The following is a 17,030-nucleotide window of genomic DNA, read 5'->3' as shown; positions in this document are numbered from 1 at the left end:
GGAGCAATAAACATGTGGTATTTCGCCTGGATGCTGGGAGTCGGTTTTGCATTGCTACTGGCTATATTGAATGCGATGTGGGGCGAGAACGAAGCTGGCCGAGCCTTGAGCGACAATGACGAGGCGCAGTCATGATACCGAATATCGCTAACGCCCAGTCTTGCTCACGAATTCACCCGCTGAGTTTGGTTATCGCCATAGCGATCATGCTTGCCTGCACGCTCTATCCTCCCATGATCGCAGCCCCCGATGGGAAAGCTGACCATGTGCTGGCTACCGCATTGTTTGCGGCCATGAGTGTGGCCTTCGTGAGAGGTGTGGGTTTTGTTCCGCGGATGCTCGGCTGGCGTTGGCTTTTCTCAGGCTGGACCTGCTTTGCGGCACTTGCACTTGCTGGCTGGGTAAAGTTTCTACATTGAGGACTGACGACATGACTGAACTCTTGAGTGTCCAATATAAGAACAGCCCCACTATTTATGGTGCCAAACAAAATATTTTGACACCAACAGCTCAGTAAACACTGTGGAAAACGTGGACGAAAAAATTGAGCAACATGTGCAGGTTTGAGACAAAACCGAGCGCAAGAACGACAACCTCTCGATCAGTGATTTTCAATGAAATGAAGAGGCGCAGGAATATCGTTGCCCCACTGGACACGCCCTTCGTAGCGAGTGGCGGGCCTTCAAGAACCAGCGCTCACATGTCACGAAAGCTGGCACCATCATCTTTTGATCCCGACAAACCGACTGCGCTACATGCTCGATGAAAGCGTGCTGCTGCCCGAACACTTCGTTCCGAAAAATCGCCCGTAGTGTCCATGAAGCGGCGCGAGATGTGACCCGGTGGATTGCAACGACACCGCAATACGCGTGCTCTCGCCATGAGCGCAAGAGGTTGAAATGTTGTTCGCGCACTCAAGCGAATCCTGAAACTGGATCGATTGCGGCTACGAGGCATGACCGGTGCAAACGACGAATTTACCTTGGCGGCAACGGTACAGAATCTAAGGAAATTAGCGAAACTGACCTCTCAAGGGCCACCGACCACGGGATAGGTAGGCCCGCAATCAGCAAAAACCCTCAAGTTAACCTACTGACCAAGCTGCAACGATCAACGCAGACCCGGAAAATCCACGTACGTGGTGAAGAGGTTCTGAAGAGACGATCAACCTCGAAGTCTTCAAGGTTGAAATTCCGACTTTTTCAACAGAATCGGCCAGACACAGTCATTCGCTAGAGGTTCAGGATTTTGTCGTGCCAAACAACGTGGCCCCAATGGATTGAGGAGAAAGAAGTCATCGTTTTCCAGAAAGTAATCGCCATCCTTTAGGAAAAACCGAAAAAGCGTGCGTTAGGATGAGCTCATTCTTTAACTGTCGGGATGAGTACAAACTGGACGCGCACCTCAAACCCCTGACCCCGTCCCCTCGCCGGTGAGGCCAGTGTCATGCTGGCGCCGACGCCTTGAACAATGGTTTTGGCAATTGCCAGGCCCAGGCCTGAACCGCTTGCTTCACTGCTGCCTCGCACAAAGCGCTCGGTCAGGCGCGGCAACACTGGCGCTGGCACTGTCGGGCCGCCATTGACCACTTGCAGTAACGCCTGAGCAGTCAGGCTGACCTCGACCGGTTGATCGGTTGCGCCGTACTTCAGCGCATTCTCGATCAGGTTGCGCAACAGGATGCCGAACGCGTCCGGGTCAATGGCGGAGTAGACGCAGGCCTCGGTGGGCAACTTCAACTTGATTCGATGCCCACTGCCGAGGTTCCACTCATCGACCCCATGGGCCAGCAACGGGATCAGATCCTGAGGGGCTTCGGAAAGCAGCCCGCCGCCCTCGGCCTTGGCCAGTTGCATGAGTTTTTCCGAGAGCCGCGCCAATTCCCGCAGCGAGTTCTCGATCTTCGCCGCACGCACCTGCAACGGGCCGTCGGGGGCTTCGTGGCGCAAACGCTGGATCTGCGCCAGCGTTGCCGCCAACGGCGTGCGCAGTTCATGGGCACTGTTCGCCGTGAAGCTGCGCTCAGCCTCCAACGCCTTGCGCAAGCGCTCCAGCAGATGGTTAACCGCATCGGCCAGCGGGTCGATTTCTGCCGGCAGTCGCGCCACTTTGATCGGCGACAGATCGCCCACGCCCCGCGCTTCCACGGCACGCCGATACGCCAGCACACTGCGCAGGCTGATGCGCACAAACAACCAGGTGCCCAACAGGCTCACGGGGATCAGTGCCAACAACGGCAACAACAAGGCAATCAGGGCTTCGCGCGCGGCCTCACGACGATGCCCCAGCGGTTCGGCTATCTCGATAAACAACGTCTGCCGCAGTGCCGAAGCACCGTATAAACGATATTTTTCAGTGGTGGAAAACCCTTCGCTCGGCTGCTGGTTGAAGATCTTCGGATTGGCTTCGTGGGACTGCATCAGAATCTCACCCAGGGCATCCCGTACCAGGTACGTCAGGTATTCCTTGTGCATTTTCAGGGTGGCGATGTGCTGTGCTTCGCGAGGAGCTTCGCGGTTGCTGATTTCGAGCACGGCCAGGGGCAAGATGCGTTGCGCGGTCTCCTCCAGTGCACTGTCGAATGCTTCGTTCAACTCATGTTGCACCACCAGCCAGGCACCGACGGTCCCACCCAGCCAGAGCAAGGTCATGCCCAGGGTCAACCCCAGGCCCAGGCGTTTTTGCAGGCTTGACGACGACTTCATACGGGCATCAACCGGTAACCCATGCCGCGCACGGTTTCAATCAGCTCGCGCCCGAGTTTTTTCCTCAAGCGACTGATGTAGACCTCGATAGTGTTGCTCTCGATTTCCGCGCCAAAGGCATACAAGCGCTCTTCGAGTTGCGACTTGGACAGCAGCGCGCTAGGGCGCTGGACAAAGGCCTCGAACAGCGCCCATTCGCGAGCAGTCAGATCAATAGTCGCGCCATCGCGTTGTACCGTGCGGGCGCTCATATCGACCTGCAAATCACCGAGTTTGATCTGCGGATTGGGATTGCCGCTGTAACGCCGGGCCACGGCCGCTACACGGGCTGATAGCTCAAACAGGTCGAACGGCTTGACCAGGTAGTCGTCAGCCCCGGCATTGAGGCCGGCAATGCGCTCGGAGATCTGATCCTGGGCAGTCAGGATGATCACCGGGGTCACATCCCCTGCTGAGCGTTGTTGCCGCAAGAAATCCAGACCCCGACCGTCCGGCAGCATCAGGTCCAGCAGGATCAGGTCGTAAGGCGTGGTGCGCACGCTGTTGCGCGCATGGTCCAGACGCTGCACCCAATCCACGGCGTGGCCGTCATCGGCGATCTGCTCGCGCACCGCGTCCCCTAGTCCCGGCGCGTCCTCGACCAATAAAACCCGCATCTGGCACCTCCTGTGATGGTTGTCGTTCAGCAACCTTAACCGCCTTAGCTGATATGAATCTGAAGATTCAGCGGGTTGTCAGGAATGACCTTTAGGGTATGCCAAAGACGCCGACCCGGCAGGAGACAGATCATGAAAACACCTTTTATTGCCAGTACCGCCCTGTTGAGCATGTTGCTCAGCGGTTATGCCCTGGCTGATGACGACTGCAACGAGCCGGTCAGCGACTGGCAACCGCGCGAAACCTTGCGCCAGCACGTCGAGCAGCAATGGGGCTGGAGCGTGCAGCGCATCAAGGTCGACGACGGTTGCTACAAGCTCAAAGGCGTCGACCGCAAAGGCAATGCCATCGAAGCCCGCTACGCACCCGCCTCCCTGCAATTGCGCACGTTGCAGATCAATTTCGGCGAAAACGGCGATGCTCGGGACTACCTCACCAGCCCTGCCCGCGAATGATCCTCATCGATTTTTCCAGGCTGTTCAGGTTGCTGTCAGCCAGCAGGTCCAGGCTCTCGCCACAACGCTCAAACAGGACATCGCCATGAAAAAGATCATCGCCGCAAGCTGCCTCATCGGCGCTATTGCCCTGCCGGGGCTGGCCCAGGCCCGCGAAGTGACCCTGACCACCCAACTCAAGAACTACAGCGGCAACGATGCGTACCTGGCGATCTATGTCACCGACGCCAACGGCCAATACCAGAAGACCCTTTGGGTGGCTGGCAAGAAGGCCAAGTATTACCGGCACTTGACCGACTGGGCCCGTGGCAGCGGCATGAACCCGAGCGAATTTGACGGGGTCAGCGGCGCCAGCGTCGGCAGCGGGCAGACCCTCAAAGTCAGCGTTGAACTGGCAGACACGTTGATTGACGCCGGGTATCAGATCCGCATCGACAGCGCCGTGGAGAACAAGCGCGAAGCCCGGGCCGACATCAGCGTCCCCCTGACGTCAAAAGGTTCGGGGACATCGGCGACCGGCAGCACTTACGTCGATTCCTTTACCTACGACCTGTAGCAACAGCGACTCCTGGAGGCTGAATATGCTTCGCCAGTTCCATTCCCTGCCCGGTCTGATCGCCGCTCTGTTGGTCATGTTATTGGCCATCAGCGGCGCGGTATTGTCCGTCGATCCAGCGCTGGAACGCCTGCACAACACGTCCACGGCTGCCGGCCAACTTAATGTCGGTCAACTGGCCGGCCACGTCGCCAGCCACTTTCCGGGTGTGGAGCAAATCCAGCGCACCGCGTCCGGGACGGTCATCGTCTACTACAACCAGGACGGTCAGACCGGAGCCGAAAAGGTCGACCCACTGACCGGCCAGGGCCTCGCGCCTTACGAGCCGTCCGCGTTCTCGCGCTGGATGAAAGACCTGCACCGCTCGCTGTTCATGGGCACTCCAGGCCATGGGGTGTCGGGCGTCGGCGCGCTGTTTATGTTGATGCTTTCGGTGTCCGGCGCATTGCTGCTGGCCCGGCGCCAGGGCGGTTGGCGCAACCTGTTGCGGCCATTGCGCGGCACGTTCAGCCAGCGCTGGCACGCCGAAGTCGGACGCCTGGCATTGCTCGGGCTGCTGCTGTCGGCCCTGAGCGGGCTTTACATGTCCGGCACCACCTTCGGTTTGATCGCCGACGGCAGTCAGAACGAGCCAGCCTTCCCCACTCACATCAGCGCAGGCCCGGCGTTGCCGGTGACGAACCTGCAAGCCTTGCAGGCCACCGACCTGAATGACCTGCGCGAACTGTCCTACCCAAGCCCCGGCAACCCGCAAGACGTATTCTCCCTGCGCACCGCCCAGGGCGACGGCTACGTGGACCCGGTCAGCGGCACCTTGTTGTCGTGGCAAGCCCACGATTCGATGCACAACGTTTACGAACTGATCTACCAGTTGCACACCGGTGAAGGCCTCTGGTGGCTGGGCCTGCCGCTCGGGCTCTGCGTCCTCTGCGTGCCGTTGATGAGCGTGACCGGCATCCTGCTCTGGTGGCGCCGCCGCAAGGCCGGCCCGAACATCCGCCACAACAGCCCCGCACACTCCGCCGACAGCGTGATTCTGGTGGGCAGTGAAAACAACAGCAGCTGGGGCTTTGCCAACACCTTACATGAAGCCTTGCGCCAGGCCGGGCACCGAGTGCACAGCGCGGCAATGAATGAATGGACCGGCGATTACCGCAGCGCCCAACGGCTGTTCATCCTCACCGCAACCCACGGTGACGGCGACGCCCCGGCCTCGGCCTCACAATTCCTCGCCCGGCTGACAAAGGCCGGCCTTAAACCCGGCCTGCCGTTTGCGGTGCTGGGGTTGGGAGATCGACAGTTTGCGCAATTCTGTCAATACGCCCATCAAGTGCAGGAGGCGCTGATGCAGGCCGGTGGCTCGGCATTACTGGGGCTGGAAACCGTCAATCGCCAATCCTCCCAAGAGTTCGCGCGCTGGGGTCACGCCTTGGGCGAAGCACTGGGGCATGACGTGACGCTGGTTCACAGCCCGGAGCAACCGCACACTCATCAACTGGAGCTGCAGGAATGCATTGTCTACGGTGAGCAAGTGAACGCGCCGACCCACGTCCTGCGCTTCAAGGCACCGGCCGAGTTACCCGACTTTCAAGCAGGCGACCTGGTGGGGATTTTGCCGCCGGGCAGCCCGGTCCCGCGCTTCTACTCGCTGGCCAGCGGCTCCGACGACGGCGTGCTGGAAATCTGCGTGCGTAAACACGCAGGCGGGCTGTGCTCGGAGTTCCTGCATCGGCTGACCCTCGGCGCATCGATCGAAGCCTTTATCCAGCCCAACCCGCAATTTCGGCCCACATCGGGCGTACACCCGGTGATCCTGATCGGCGCCGGTACCGGCATTGGTCCGTTGGCCGGTTTTATCCGCAACAACAAGGCCCGACACCCGATGCATTTGTATTGGGGCGGACGTAACCCGGCGTCGGATTTCCTCTACGAACCGGAGCTCAACCGATACCTGGCGGACCGACGCCTGACCGCATTGCGCGCCGCGTTCTCCCAGGTTCAGGACCGCAGCTACGTGCAAGACCGATTGATCAGCGACGCCCTGGCCTTGCGCCGATTGATTGAAAAAGGCGCTCAGGTCTTGGTGTGTGGCAGTCGCGAAATGGCCAAAGGCGTGATGCAGGCCCTGGATGAAGTGTTGGCACCGCTCAACCTGAGTGTGCTGACCCTCAAGACACAAGGACGCTACCGTGAAGATGTCTACTGACGGGCAACGCTACAGCCTCAACGGCGAGACCATGGGGAGCCGCTACACCGCAATGTTCTACGCCGATCCAGGCCTCGACACCGACGTAATCAGCCGCCGCCTGGCCGATGCCGTGGGCCGGGTGGACCAACAAATGTCCACCTGGAAAGTCGACTCCGACCTCAACCGCCTCAATACCGCCCCCGAACAGGAGTGGCTGTCAGTCCCCAAGGAACTGACCACGGTGCTGGCCGCCGCACTGCGGGTCAGTCAGCAATCGAGCGGCGCTTTCGACATTGCCGTCGGTGATCTGGTGGACGCCTGGGGCTTCGGTCCCGGCGAACAATCGGTCAACGAACAGACACTGGCGGCAACGTCACTGCGCCCACGACTGTCCACCAGCGCCGCATTGGTGGTTGACCCGCAACGCAATCAAGTGCGCAAACGTGCACCGCTGCAGCTTGATTTGAATGGCATCGCCAAGGGTTTCGGCGTCGATGAACTGGCCCGTTGCCTGGAAGGATTTGGCATCACGCGCTACCTGGTCGGCATCGACGGTGAGATGCGCGCCAGTGGCGTCAAACCTGATGCGCAGCCCTGGGTCGTGGCCATTGAAAAACCCTGCCGCGGCGTGCGTGAAGTCATGGGTGTGATGGAACTCAGCGATGCCGCCATTGCGACGTCGGGGGACTATCGACAGTGGGTCGAGGTGGGTGGGCAATCCTACGCCCACACCATGAACCCAGTCACCGGCGCGCCATTGCGCAACCCGTTGGCAGCGGTCAGCGTAGTGGCGGCCTCGTGCATGCTCGCCGATGCCTGGGCCACGGCCCTGCTGGTGCTGGGCGACGTCGAAGGCCCGCGCCTGGCGCAGGAACGCGGCATGGACGCGTTGTTCGTGCTGCACGACGGTGAACAGTTCAAGGAAATTTCCATAGTCGGCGGCCAGTTGCAGGCGCACATTGAAACCCGTCCGATTGATCCACCCCTGACAGTGAGTCCCGCTAAACCATGAAGTTCATGCACCGGCACACCGAGCTACACCGCAGTGAGCGTATCGGCTGGCTGCGCGCCGCCGTCCTGGGGGCCAACGACGGGATCGTGTCCACCGCCAGCCTGTTGATCGGCGTCGCCGCCGCCAACGCCAGTCATGCCACGCTGATGGTCACCGGGATGGCCGGGCTGGTGGCCGGCGCCATGTCCATGGCCGCGGGGGAATACGTCTCCGTACACTCTCAGGCGGACACCGAACGGGCCGACCTGTCCCGGGAGCGGGCCGAACTGGCCAGCGACCCGAAAGCCGAACACATCGAACTGGCGAACATTTACATGCATCGTGGTGTATCCGCCGAATTAGCCCATCAAGTGGCCGACCAATTGATGGCCCATGACGCCTTGGGCTCCCACGCCCGGGACGAACTAGGCATCAGTGCAACACTCACCGCCAAACCGTTGCAGGCCGCCCTCGCCTCCGCCGCCAGTTTCGTGGTCGGTGCCGCATTGCCGCTGTCGGTGATTTTCATCGCGCCAGCGTCCAGCGTGGTGCCGTGGATGTGCGGCATGTCGCTGGTTTTTCTCGGCGGCCTGGGGGCTGTGGCGGCCAGGGCCGGGGGTGCCAGCGTATTGACCGGTGCCTGGCGCGTGACGTTGTGGGGCGTGTTGGCCATGGGCATCACGGCGCTGGTGGGATCGTTGTTCGGGGCGGTGGTTTAGCGCGCATCGATGCTTCAAAACACAAAAGGCGCCCGATCCCTCGACGGGGCGCCCTGTTTTCCTAAGCGCCAAGACCCCGCCGATGGCTAAGTGAGCGCCTGCGACCCGTGAAGCATCGCTACGCGGGATCAGGCCGTAGAAGACTTGCACGCCACCCGTGCAAGTGTCGAACGCTTGAGGAACATCAATAATTACCTGCTCCGAATGGGTTACCTTGGCGCAACTCTCAAAGACCTGAGGCTTGGCCATGCCGTCTACCCGCACCGAAGTGGATGTCGCGATTATCGGTGGCGGCCAGTCTGCACTGGCCGTGGCTTACTTCCTGCGCCGAACCGGGCGCTCCTTTGTGATCATCGACGCCGAGGACGCGCCGGGTGGCGCCTGGCGCCACGGCTGGAAGTCACTGCGACTGTTTTCACCCTCCACCTGGAGCTCCATCGCCGGCTGGATGATGCCGCCGGTTACGGACGGATACCCAAGCCGCGACCACGTGCTCAATTACCTGAGCCAGTACGAACAACGCTACCAGTTCCCGACTGAGCGGCCCTATTGGGTGAGCGCGATTGAACGCTGGGACGAGCGCCTGCACGTCAAGGCTCGGGGTCGCAGTTGGCTGGCCCGGGCGGTGGTCAGCGCGACCGGCACCTGGCGCCATCCCTTCCTGCCGCACTACCCCGGCAGTGCAACCTTCACTGGCCAGCAATTGCATTCGGCGCACTATGTCGACGCCACCCCGTTTGCCGGGAAAAAAGTCCTGGTGGTGGGCGGTGGCAACTCCGGCGCCCAGGTCCTGGCGGAAGTCTCCAAAGTGGCCGATACCGTATGGGTCACCCCGGATCCGCCGCAGTTTCTCGCCGATGACGTTGACGGCCGGGTACTCTTCGAACGCGCCACCGAACGCTGGAAAGCCCAGCTCGCGGGCATCGTCATTGAACAACCGGTCGGTGGTTTGGGCGATATCGTGATGGTGCCGCCCGTCATCGAAGCCCGGGAGCGCGGTGTGTTACAGGCGGTTCGGCCGTTCGAGCGTTTCACCCAAACCGGCGTGGCGTGGGCCGATGGCTCGCAAACGCCGGTCGATGTGGTGATATGGTGCACCGGTTTCCGCCCGGCCCTCGGCTATCTGGAATCACTGGGCGTGTGCACCACCGACGGACGCGTGGCTGTCGAAGGCACGCGTTCAACGCAGGAGCTGCGTTTGTGGTTGGTGGGCTATGGCGACTGGACGGGCGCCGCCTCCGCAACGCTGATCGGCGTCACCCGCACGGCACGCAGCACCGTTGAGGAAATCGAGCGGTATTTAACGGAGCACTGAATCGAGGGTTTATCTCCAAGCCTTCGGGGCGGCGATGCACTGAAGGCTAGCAAGCCACGCACGGTACTTCGTTGCTCACGTTGGCTTGACGATCATCAAACTGCACGGTGCCCGGTTTAATACACTCTCGGCGGTACTGCCGGTGAACCGGTCAAACCCGTGGTGACAGGCCGTGCCTAGCACCACGATGTCGACGTCATGCTCTTGGGCGAACTGGCCGATCACGGCGTGGGGAATGCCGGTCAGCAGGTGTCGATGCCTTTTCTCGACCCCGTAACGGTCGGCGAGCACATCAAACGCCTCTTCCTGGGCATCGTTGACTGCGTCTCTCAAACTCGCGTCCAGCGCCAGGGTCGGCAGACTTCTCGGCGCGTCGCCCACGACCGACCAGTGACTGACATTGAGCACCTGCAACACCGCGCCACACGAGGCCGCCAGCGTCGACGCCAGGTTAAGGATCCGGTCATTGAGCCCTTGGGTCAGTTCCTCCAGATGCGAGAGGTCGATGGCGGCGAGTACCTTAAGCGGCCTCGGGTGTCTGGCCTCCGTCACGAGGTGCAAGGCTGCGGGGCAGTCGCGCAGCAACAGCCAGTCCAACGGGCGATGGAACGCACGATCGAGCGCTGGTACATGGTGGGTGTCCTTGATCACCAGGTCGGCATGAAAGTCATTCACATACTCAAGCACATGCGCCAGGCTCGGCGTGGCCCACACTACTTCAGTGGTGACCCGCAACCCCGCACACCGTTGAAACCGGGCCTGCTGCTCCAGCCAGTGACGATGCACCTGCAAGTAGCCCTCGCGTGCCTGGGCCATCGCGCCAGGGTCAAACAGACCGGCCATCGCCAGCGCAGGGACGAACTCGAAGGCGACGATGTGCAACAACGCACCGTTTGCACTGGCCAATGCCTGTGCCCGATCAAACGCCGCGGTGTGGATCATGTCGTGAGGGGCGATCAATAGAATCCGTTTGAGTTTCAGCATCATGGGCCTCGTCCTGGTGGCTCAAGTATCTGGCGTGAGGCGCTGAAGGCTCTGATCTTTGTCAATGAATAACCGGTCCGGGCAGAGACCTTTCCCCGCTGGTCGATTAACCCGGCAAACCCCGGAATAAACAGTGCGCCGCAGTGCCTGGCACCTATGCTGGATACACTCGCTATGGCGTCATTTCTCATGCCGGAAACACGACCACTGCAACTTCAACACCTCAAGGCTGCGTGTTCCAGTTGCAGCGTTTTGGAGTTGTGCCTGCCCATTGGCCTGACCGGTCCGGAGGTCCAACGGCTGGACACGCTGATCGTACAACGCTTGAAGGTCAAAAAAGGTGCCACCCTCTACCGCGCGGGTGATCCATTGCGCTCGCTCTACGCGGTGCGAATCGGCTCGTTCAAAACCAGCGTGCTGTCGGTCGATGGCCGCGAACAAGTCACCGGGTTCCAGATACCTGGCGAAATCCTCGGCCTGGACGCCATCAGCACAGATCTGCACGCCTGCAATGCCTTTGCCTTGGAGGACAGTGAAGTCTGCCCTGTCCACTTCGCGCACCTGGAAAAACTCGCTCAAGAGCTGCCATCACTGCAACACAACCTGAACAAGATACTGAGCCGGGAAATCGTGCGCGATCACGACATGCTGCTGATGCTCGGCAACATGAACTCCGATGAGCGGCTGGGTGCTTTTCTCTTGAACCTGTCGCAGCGTTTGTACATACGAGGTTATTCGCCCAACGACTTCGTGCTGAAAATGCGCCGCGAAGAAATCGGCTCCTATCTGGGGCTGCGCCTGGAAACCATCTGCCGAGGCATTGCGCATCTGCGGGACCGGGGACTGGTCGCGATCGCGGGACGTAACGTCAACATCCAGGACATGGAAGGCCTCAAGCAACTCGTCGCGGGCTGTCATCGCCCACTGTAATGATTCCGTACCTGGGTGTCTGATCCAGATCAGATTCATGCGCCAGCAACGGCTTAGAAAGGAATGAACCGTGTGGCTACCCCCCACGCGACAACCTTTCGAACTGGATTGAGGATCACCCCATGCTCACCGTCAAAGACCACAATGATCGGGCTGTAGCAACCTATGCCGCCGTCACAGGTAAGCACTGGATCGAAGCGCTCAAGGACGGCCGGCACGTGTTGATCCGGCCCCTGTCGGAAAAAGACCGCGAGCGTGAATACCCGTTTATCAAGCGCCTGTCTCCCGAGTCCCGGCACATGCGTTTTCTGTCACAGATCAGTGAACCCGGCACCGCCCTGCTCGACCAGTTGATGGACACCGACAACAAGCAGCGCACCGCTTATATCGCGCTGAAACACGAAAACGGGCAACTGGTCGAAATCGGCATCAGCCGCTACGCCGCCACTGCTGAACATGAATGTGAAATCGCCGTGACCGTCGCCGATGAATGGGCGCACCTGGGATTGGGCACGGCATTGACGGAGCATTTGATCAACTCAGCTCGCCAGAACGGCTTTCGCCAGATGTATTCGGTGGACGCTGCGAGCAATACCCCGATGCACGACCTGGCCAAAGCCTTAAGTTTCGAGACGCACAAAGACCCCGATGACAGCACTCAAGTCATCCATCGGCTGTACCTGTAAAGCGCGGCATCGCGACGCACCGGCCAACGGTTCGTCGCGAACTGCTGCAACCCGTCATTCAGGATTGCAACGTCTGCCGTGGTTTGATCGCCAACACACTGCACGGCGCCCGGTGTAAAAGCTGTTCGGCGGTGGTGCCCAAGCGTTTATCCAGCCCGCTGTTCTGCATGGTGCCCATGACAATCACGTCAGTCCGGTGCTCAGCAGCAAAATCACAGATAGCCGCCGGCGGCGCCCCCTCGATAAAGTGCCGACGATCCGGCGGTACGCCATGCCGTTCGGCCAGCGCGGCAAACACCTCGCGTTGCGCAGAACCTAACGCCTCATAAAGCCCGGTGGCCAGCGGCAGCGCGCCCATGCCCATGTCTTGGGTGTAAACGGCCGTCCAGTCATACACATGCACTAATTCAATCGTGGCCTCACATCGTGAGGCCAGCTTCACCGCAGCGTCGATGATCTGGTCGTTGAACACCAGGTCCTGATCTTCGCTGCGCAGCACATCGACAATCGCCAGCACATGGCGCGGCCGCGGGTTAAGAGCGTTCGTGACCAAATGCACTGGCACCGGGCAATCGCGCAGCAACTGCCAGTCCAGCGGCGTGAAGAACACCCGTTTCAACGCGGACTCTTCCTGGGCATCCTTGATGATCAGCGCCAGCGACATCTCGTTGACGAAATGCACGATCTCTTTATAAGGATGCTGCACCCAGACCACTTCACTAGTGGCGTCGACCCCGTGCTGGCTCATCAACCCGGCTTGTGCCGCGAGCCATTGCCGATGGGTCTGCAAATAGCCTTCACGGGCCAGGTTGATTTGTTCCGGGGCGAACAGGCCAGCCACGGCCAGGGCCTGGGAATAATCGAACGCCACGATGTGCAGCGGCAATTTCATTGCCAGGGCCAGCGCCGCCGCCCGGTCAAACGCCGGGGTGCGGGTCATGGCGGGTGGTGCGATTAGCAGTAAACGCTGAATTTGCGACATGGGGCACCTCGGCACACGGCCATCGGGACATGAGTAGAGGTCCAGATTGAGCGCTCCAGCGCCGGGCGACTTGATCTTTGTCAGTGACAGGGCATCACGCGTTTCAATGCAGCGACGTGCCGACCCACATCGCCAACGTCATCCCGACCTGACCGGGAATCACATACGCGGCGAACCGCCGCCCGCCACTGACCCAAGCCACCAGGCATTTGCTCACGGAGTTGCTGCTGACCGCAATCAGCGCCGGACCAGCCAGGGCGCTGAGCGGCAATTGACCGGATTTGGCCAAGGCGGCAATCGACGCCGTCGAAGAATGAGCGTCGGCGAAACCGGTGAAGGTCGCCGTCAACATCAGTCCCACTTCACCAAAGAAGTGCAGCATGATCGCCGACGCCAGGGTGATGCCGGTCATGGCCAACGTGACGACCAAGGCCAGTTTGAGGTTAAACGCGCCACCGACCTTGATCGGCTGACGCGCAGCGGTCGCCGGCTTGAGAAACATCAGGCACAGGCCATACAACGCCGTAGCGGCCACACCGCACACCAGCGGCCCCCACATCTGATTCAACAGCGCGGTATCGACGGCCCCCAGGATCAGACCGACCTGAATAATCGTCGCCAAATTGGATAGGATCGCCGCGGCGGCCAGGGTTTTGACGTTGTCGGGCTCCTCGCTGACAAGGTGCCCCATGGTGGCGATGGTCACGGTGCTGGAAGCAAACCCGGATGCGATGGCACTGATCGCATAGCCGTAACGGGTGCCCAACGTACGAACCGCAATATGCCCCAAGGCCCCCACCGCCATCAGTAATGCGGAAAGCGTGCAAATGGTCCGTAGGTTGATCGCGGCATAGGGGCCGATGAAACGGTCCGGGGCCAAGGGCAACACCACCAGTGCGACGATCAACAACACCAGCCCGTCGCGCATTTCGGCCTCGGTCAACTGGCTGCGGGCGAAGTGATGCAGTTTCTCGCGGTAGCTCAGCAACCCGGCGATGACCACGCCAATGGCAATGGCCAGCTCAGGCGCGCTGCCGCACAACGCCCCTAGCAACAGCACCGTGAACAACGCCACTTCACTGGTCACGCCCGGGTCGTCGCGCAAGCTGCGCCAGTACGCCACGGTGACCAGCAACGCCACACTGAACGCCATGATCCCCAACAGCAGCGCGCCACCGACCTGCATCGCCACATTACCCAGCAACGCCGTAATCGCGAACGTCCGCAAACCGGCGCAGGCACGACTGTCCCCGCTCCCCTTGTGCCGCTCGCGCTCAAGCCCGATGAGCAGACCGATCCCCAGCGCAGCCGCTGCACCCGCCATGCCGAGCATGTCATTCATAAGATTTTCGTCCGGGTGAGCCGTGCCTTGGGTCGCTGGGCTGATGCATACCAGTCTGCACCGACCGGCTCAAGGATCGTTTGATCACGATCAACCCAATGAACATTCGTGCCCCCCCCCCGGCGACCACACGTCGGCGCGGCAAATGCCGTCATGCGCCTGTTTGATGCAGATCAAGCCGCCCATGCCATTCAGCGCCAGCATCGGCCTCAGATGTCACCGCCAACAGCCTCACGCGGCCGTGTCGAGCCAGCGTTTGTGTGATGACCCAAGGGAGATTTCCATGCCTGAGCAAGCCCGTTTCATGCTGGTCGCTTCACCCCTGATGCAAAACAGCCCCGCGTTCGATAGGGCCGCCGCCCTGGCCAAGGCTGAAGGCGCCGCGTTGCACATCGTCGCCTTCGATTATCTGGAAGGCCTGGCCACCGCCGGGATGGTCAACGAACAAGCGCTGGAGCAGATGCGCCTGGGCTACGTCGAGCGCCATCGCCAGTGGCTGGAGGAACAAGCCCGGCCGTTGCGCAAAATCGGCGTGACCGTCACCACCGAAGTGGTCTGGGTCGAAAAGCCGTTGCAGGAAATCCTGATTCACCTCAAAGAACAGCCCATGGCCGTGCTGATCAAACCGCTGGAACACGAATCGCTGCTCTCGCGGCTGATGTTCACCCCGCTGGACATCCACCTGCTGCGCGAATGCCCGGTACCGCTGCACTTTGTGAGCCATGTGCAACACGCCTTGCCGCGAAGGATCGTCGCGGCGGTCGACCCCTTCCATCACGATGGCCAGTACAAGGGCTTCAACGACCGGATCTTGCGCGAGGCGGTGAAACTGGCCACCTCGTGCAACGCCCAAGTTGACGTGATTTACGCCCATGACCTGTCCTCAATCGGCGCCGATGAATTCGGCTTCGACAATGCCTCGGCCTACTTCTACTCCGGCAATGCCAAAACCCTGTTCGACGCCCAGAGCCAGGCCTTCAACGACCTCGCCGAACGCAACGGCATCCCGCCGGAACAACGCCACATGGTCATGGGCAATCCGGCCAAGGTTCTGGCCAGTTATGCCGATGCCTACAGTATCGATGTGATCGTCATGGGCCGCGTCGGCCATCGCGGCGTCGGGCGATTGGTGGGCAGCACCGTGGAACATTTGCTGTACAAAATGCCCTGCAGCGTTTGGGTGGTGTCGCCGGAAGTGCTGGAGGATTGATCCGCGAACGCTAGACAGGAAAAGTGGGGCGTTCTCTGCCGGTCGTCACTACGGCGTGTGCTGGTCAAATCGAATGCAAACGGTTGGTCAGCACGGATGCGATTGACTGGTCAGTGGAAATACAAATGGGTGGCCAAGTCCATGCAATTAGGCAACGGTCAACCAACTGGTGGTCTGATCGAGACTGATCTGTATATTGCAGAGCGCGTCATAGGCTTTCCAAGTCGTACCAGCTTTTCCGTTGCCCATACCAAGCGGCGGCGATGAAAATCTTCGGTGCTTTCACACACTGAGGCTCGTAAGCTCCCACAAGGCCGCGATCCTACCGATCCAGTTCCTTTAATTCCTGGGTCAGAAAATCCAGGAACGCGCGGGTTTTCATCGGTACCCGGCGCGCCGAGGGGTAAACCGCGTTGATGGAAATCGGCGGGGCCTGCCAGTCGCACATCACCGGCACCAGGCGCCCTTCGGCAATCGATTGCTCGACGATGAAGGTCGGTAGCAACGCGATGCCCATCCCCGCCTCCGCCGCTTGCGCCAACAGGTCGCCGTTGTTGGCGTGCAGCGGGCCGGTGACGTGGACTTTCTGGGTTTCCTTGCCGTTGCTCAGTTGCAGACTGACGCCGCTTTGCAAATAGCCGTAGTTCAGACATTTATGCGCCGCCAGATCCCGTGGGACTTGCGGCGTACCTTCACGAGCCAGATAGGCCGGTGCCGCGACCAGAACCCGGGGCGCAGGCGCCAGATGCCGCGCCACCAATGAAGAGTCGGCCAGGCTGGCAATACGGATCGTGACGTCGAAGCCACCCTTGACCGGGTCGACCTGCTGATCGCTGAACACCAGCTGCAATTCCACCCTGGGATGCAGTGCGTAGAATTTGGGGATCAACGGCCCGAGTCGACGCAAGCCGAAAGACATCGGCGCGTTGACCCGTAACACACCGCGTATTTCACCAAGCCCCGTGCGGGCGCGCTGCTCCGCTTCATCCACCGAAGCCAGCACTTCACGACACGCCTCGTAGTATTCCGCACCCGCCTCGGTCAGATGCAGGCTGCGCGTGGTGCGTTGCAGCAACTGGACGCCGATGGCTTCTTCCAGCGCCTGAATCTGTTTGCTGACCTTGGATCGCGGCACCGCCAGCGCTCGGGCCGCAGCAGCGAAGCCGTTTTCGCCAACGGTGGTGACGAAGGTGCGCATGCATTCAATACGATCCATGACCGTCCCTGAAATGGAAACAATGAGGCGCAACTTTAATTAAATGTTTCCGAAGTTGCCATCTCGGACCTGCACAAAAGCAACAGCCCAAGCC

17 protein-coding genes and 1 pseudogene are annotated in these 17,030 nt (G+C 60.6%); 12 read left to right on the top strand and 6 right to left on the bottom strand.

Translation table 11 applies throughout. The features are described 5' to 3' along the window. Nucleotides 1-12 precede the first annotated feature (12 nt). The 3 genes and pseudogenes from cydX to AABC73_RS10540 all read left to right on the top strand — a co-directional run. Entirely contained in the window at nt 13-135 is a 123-nt protein-coding gene (cydX, locus tag AABC73_RS10550; protein WP_047574401.1) for a cytochrome bd-I oxidase subunit CydX, read from the top strand. After that, nucleotides 132-419: a cyd operon YbgE family protein gene (locus AABC73_RS10545; RefSeq protein WP_341523518.1), complete on the top strand. Its 288-nt coding sequence runs from the start codon at nt 132-134 to the stop codon at nt 417-419. Before cydX ends, AABC73_RS10545 begins: the two co-directional genes overlap by 4 nt. A gap of 124 nt (nt 420-543) precedes the next feature. Next, nucleotides 544-1,054: pseudogene (locus AABC73_RS10540) on the top strand (transposase); the annotation flags it as partial. Nucleotides 1,055-1,361: 307 nt separating this feature from the next. On the opposite strand, the gene AABC73_RS10535 reads toward AABC73_RS10540, so the two are convergent. Both AABC73_RS10535 and AABC73_RS10530 read right to left on the bottom strand, forming a co-directional pair. After that, nucleotides 1,362-2,705, bottom strand: coding sequence for a HAMP domain-containing sensor histidine kinase (locus tag AABC73_RS10535; protein WP_341523517.1), 1,344 nt, complete (start codon nt 2,703-2,705; stop codon nt 1,362-1,364). Next, entirely contained in the window at nt 2,702-3,361 is a 660-nt protein-coding gene (locus tag AABC73_RS10530; RefSeq protein WP_341523516.1) for a response regulator transcription factor, read from the bottom strand. Before AABC73_RS10530 ends, AABC73_RS10535 begins: the two co-directional genes overlap by 4 nt. A gap of 132 nt (nt 3,362-3,493) precedes the next feature. On the opposite strand from AABC73_RS10530, the gene AABC73_RS10525 reads away from it, so the two are divergent. The 6 genes from AABC73_RS10525 to AABC73_RS10500 all read left to right on the top strand — a co-directional run bounded on the left by AABC73_RS10525 (nt 3,494) and on the right by AABC73_RS10500 (nt 9,586). Further along, a complete protein-coding gene (locus AABC73_RS10525) occupies nt 3,494-3,817 on the top strand; it encodes a PepSY domain-containing protein (RefSeq protein WP_341523515.1) in 324 nt (107 codons plus the stop codon). Nucleotides 3,818-3,902: 85 nt separating this feature from the next. After that, entirely contained in the window at nt 3,903-4,373 is a 471-nt protein-coding gene (locus AABC73_RS10520; RefSeq protein ID WP_341523514.1) for a DUF2271 domain-containing protein, read from the top strand. A 25-nt stretch (nt 4,374-4,398) separates the two neighbouring features. Next, nucleotides 4,399-6,579, top strand: a complete 2,181-nt coding sequence (locus tag AABC73_RS10515) for a PepSY domain-containing protein (protein ID WP_341523512.1) — start codon at nt 4,399-4,401, stop codon at nt 6,577-6,579. Beyond that, the gene (locus tag AABC73_RS10510) at nt 6,569-7,573 is read left to right on the top strand and encodes an FAD:protein FMN transferase (protein WP_341524213.1); all 1,005 of its coding nucleotides are present in this window, start codon (nt 6,569-6,571) and stop codon (nt 7,571-7,573) included. The genes AABC73_RS10515 and AABC73_RS10510 overlap by 11 nt, the downstream gene beginning before the upstream one ends. Beyond that, entirely contained in the window at nt 7,570-8,271 is a 702-nt protein-coding gene (locus AABC73_RS10505) for a VIT family protein (RefSeq protein ID WP_341523511.1), read from the top strand. Before AABC73_RS10510 ends, AABC73_RS10505 begins: the two co-directional genes overlap by 4 nt. Before the next feature lie 247 nt (nt 8,272-8,518). Then, nucleotides 8,519-9,586, top strand: coding sequence for an ArsO family NAD(P)H-dependent flavin-containing monooxygenase (locus tag AABC73_RS10500; RefSeq protein ID WP_341523510.1), 1,068 nt, complete (start codon nt 8,519-8,521; stop codon nt 9,584-9,586). A gap of 75 nt (nt 9,587-9,661) precedes the next feature. On the opposite strand, the gene AABC73_RS10495 is transcribed toward AABC73_RS10500, so the two are convergent. After that, the gene (locus AABC73_RS10495) at nt 9,662-10,570 is read right to left on the bottom strand and encodes a universal stress protein (RefSeq protein ID WP_341524212.1); all 909 of its coding nucleotides are present in this window, start codon (nt 10,568-10,570) and stop codon (nt 9,662-9,664) included. 189 nt (nt 10,571-10,759) lie between these two features. On the opposite strand from AABC73_RS10495, the gene AABC73_RS10490 reads away from it, so the two are divergent. Both AABC73_RS10490 and AABC73_RS10485 read left to right on the top strand, forming a co-directional pair. Further along, nucleotides 10,760-11,500 (top strand): cyclic nucleotide-binding domain-containing protein, encoded by a 741-nt coding sequence (locus AABC73_RS10490; RefSeq protein ID WP_341524210.1) that lies wholly within the window; start codon nt 10,760-10,762, stop codon nt 11,498-11,500. A gap of 122 nt (nt 11,501-11,622) precedes the next feature. After that, a complete protein-coding gene (locus AABC73_RS10485) occupies nt 11,623-12,186 on the top strand; it encodes a GNAT family N-acetyltransferase (protein WP_341523509.1) in 564 nt (187 codons plus the stop codon). A gap of 58 nt (nt 12,187-12,244) precedes the next feature. Here AABC73_RS10485 and AABC73_RS10480 read toward each other — a convergent pair whose 3' ends face one another. Further along, complete coding sequence (locus AABC73_RS10480) at nt 12,245-13,168, bottom strand: universal stress protein (protein WP_341523508.1); 924 nt, start codon at nt 13,166-13,168, stop codon at nt 12,245-12,247. 103 nt (nt 13,169-13,271) lie between these two features. Next, nucleotides 13,272-14,510 carry a DUF4010 domain-containing protein gene (locus AABC73_RS10475; protein WP_341523507.1) on the bottom strand — a complete coding sequence of 413 codons (1,239 nt, stop codon included), beginning with the start codon at nt 14,508-14,510 and terminating at the stop codon, nt 13,272-13,274. 283 nt (nt 14,511-14,793) lie between these two features. On the opposite strand from AABC73_RS10475, the gene AABC73_RS10470 reads away from it, so the two are divergent. Continuing rightward, nucleotides 14,794-15,720 carry a universal stress protein gene (locus AABC73_RS10470; protein ID WP_341523506.1) on the top strand — a complete coding sequence of 309 codons (927 nt, stop codon included), beginning with the start codon at nt 14,794-14,796 and terminating at the stop codon, nt 15,718-15,720. Nucleotides 15,721-16,042: 322 nt separating this feature from the next. Here the strand turns inward: AABC73_RS10470 and AABC73_RS10465 are convergent, their stop codons facing one another. After that, complete coding sequence (locus AABC73_RS10465; RefSeq protein WP_341523505.1) at nt 16,043-16,936, bottom strand: LysR substrate-binding domain-containing protein; 894 nt, start codon at nt 16,934-16,936, stop codon at nt 16,043-16,045. Between the last annotated feature and the right edge of the window lie 94 nt (nt 16,937-17,030).

Origin of the sequence: Pseudomonas sp. G.S.17 (assembly GCF_038096165.1) — a bacterium.
Taxonomy (GTDB): Bacteria; Pseudomonadota; Gammaproteobacteria; order Pseudomonadales; family Pseudomonadaceae; genus Aquipseudomonas.
The sequence above is the reverse complement of the archived record's forward strand: the minus strand, read 5'-3'. Positions and strand labels throughout refer to the sequence as shown.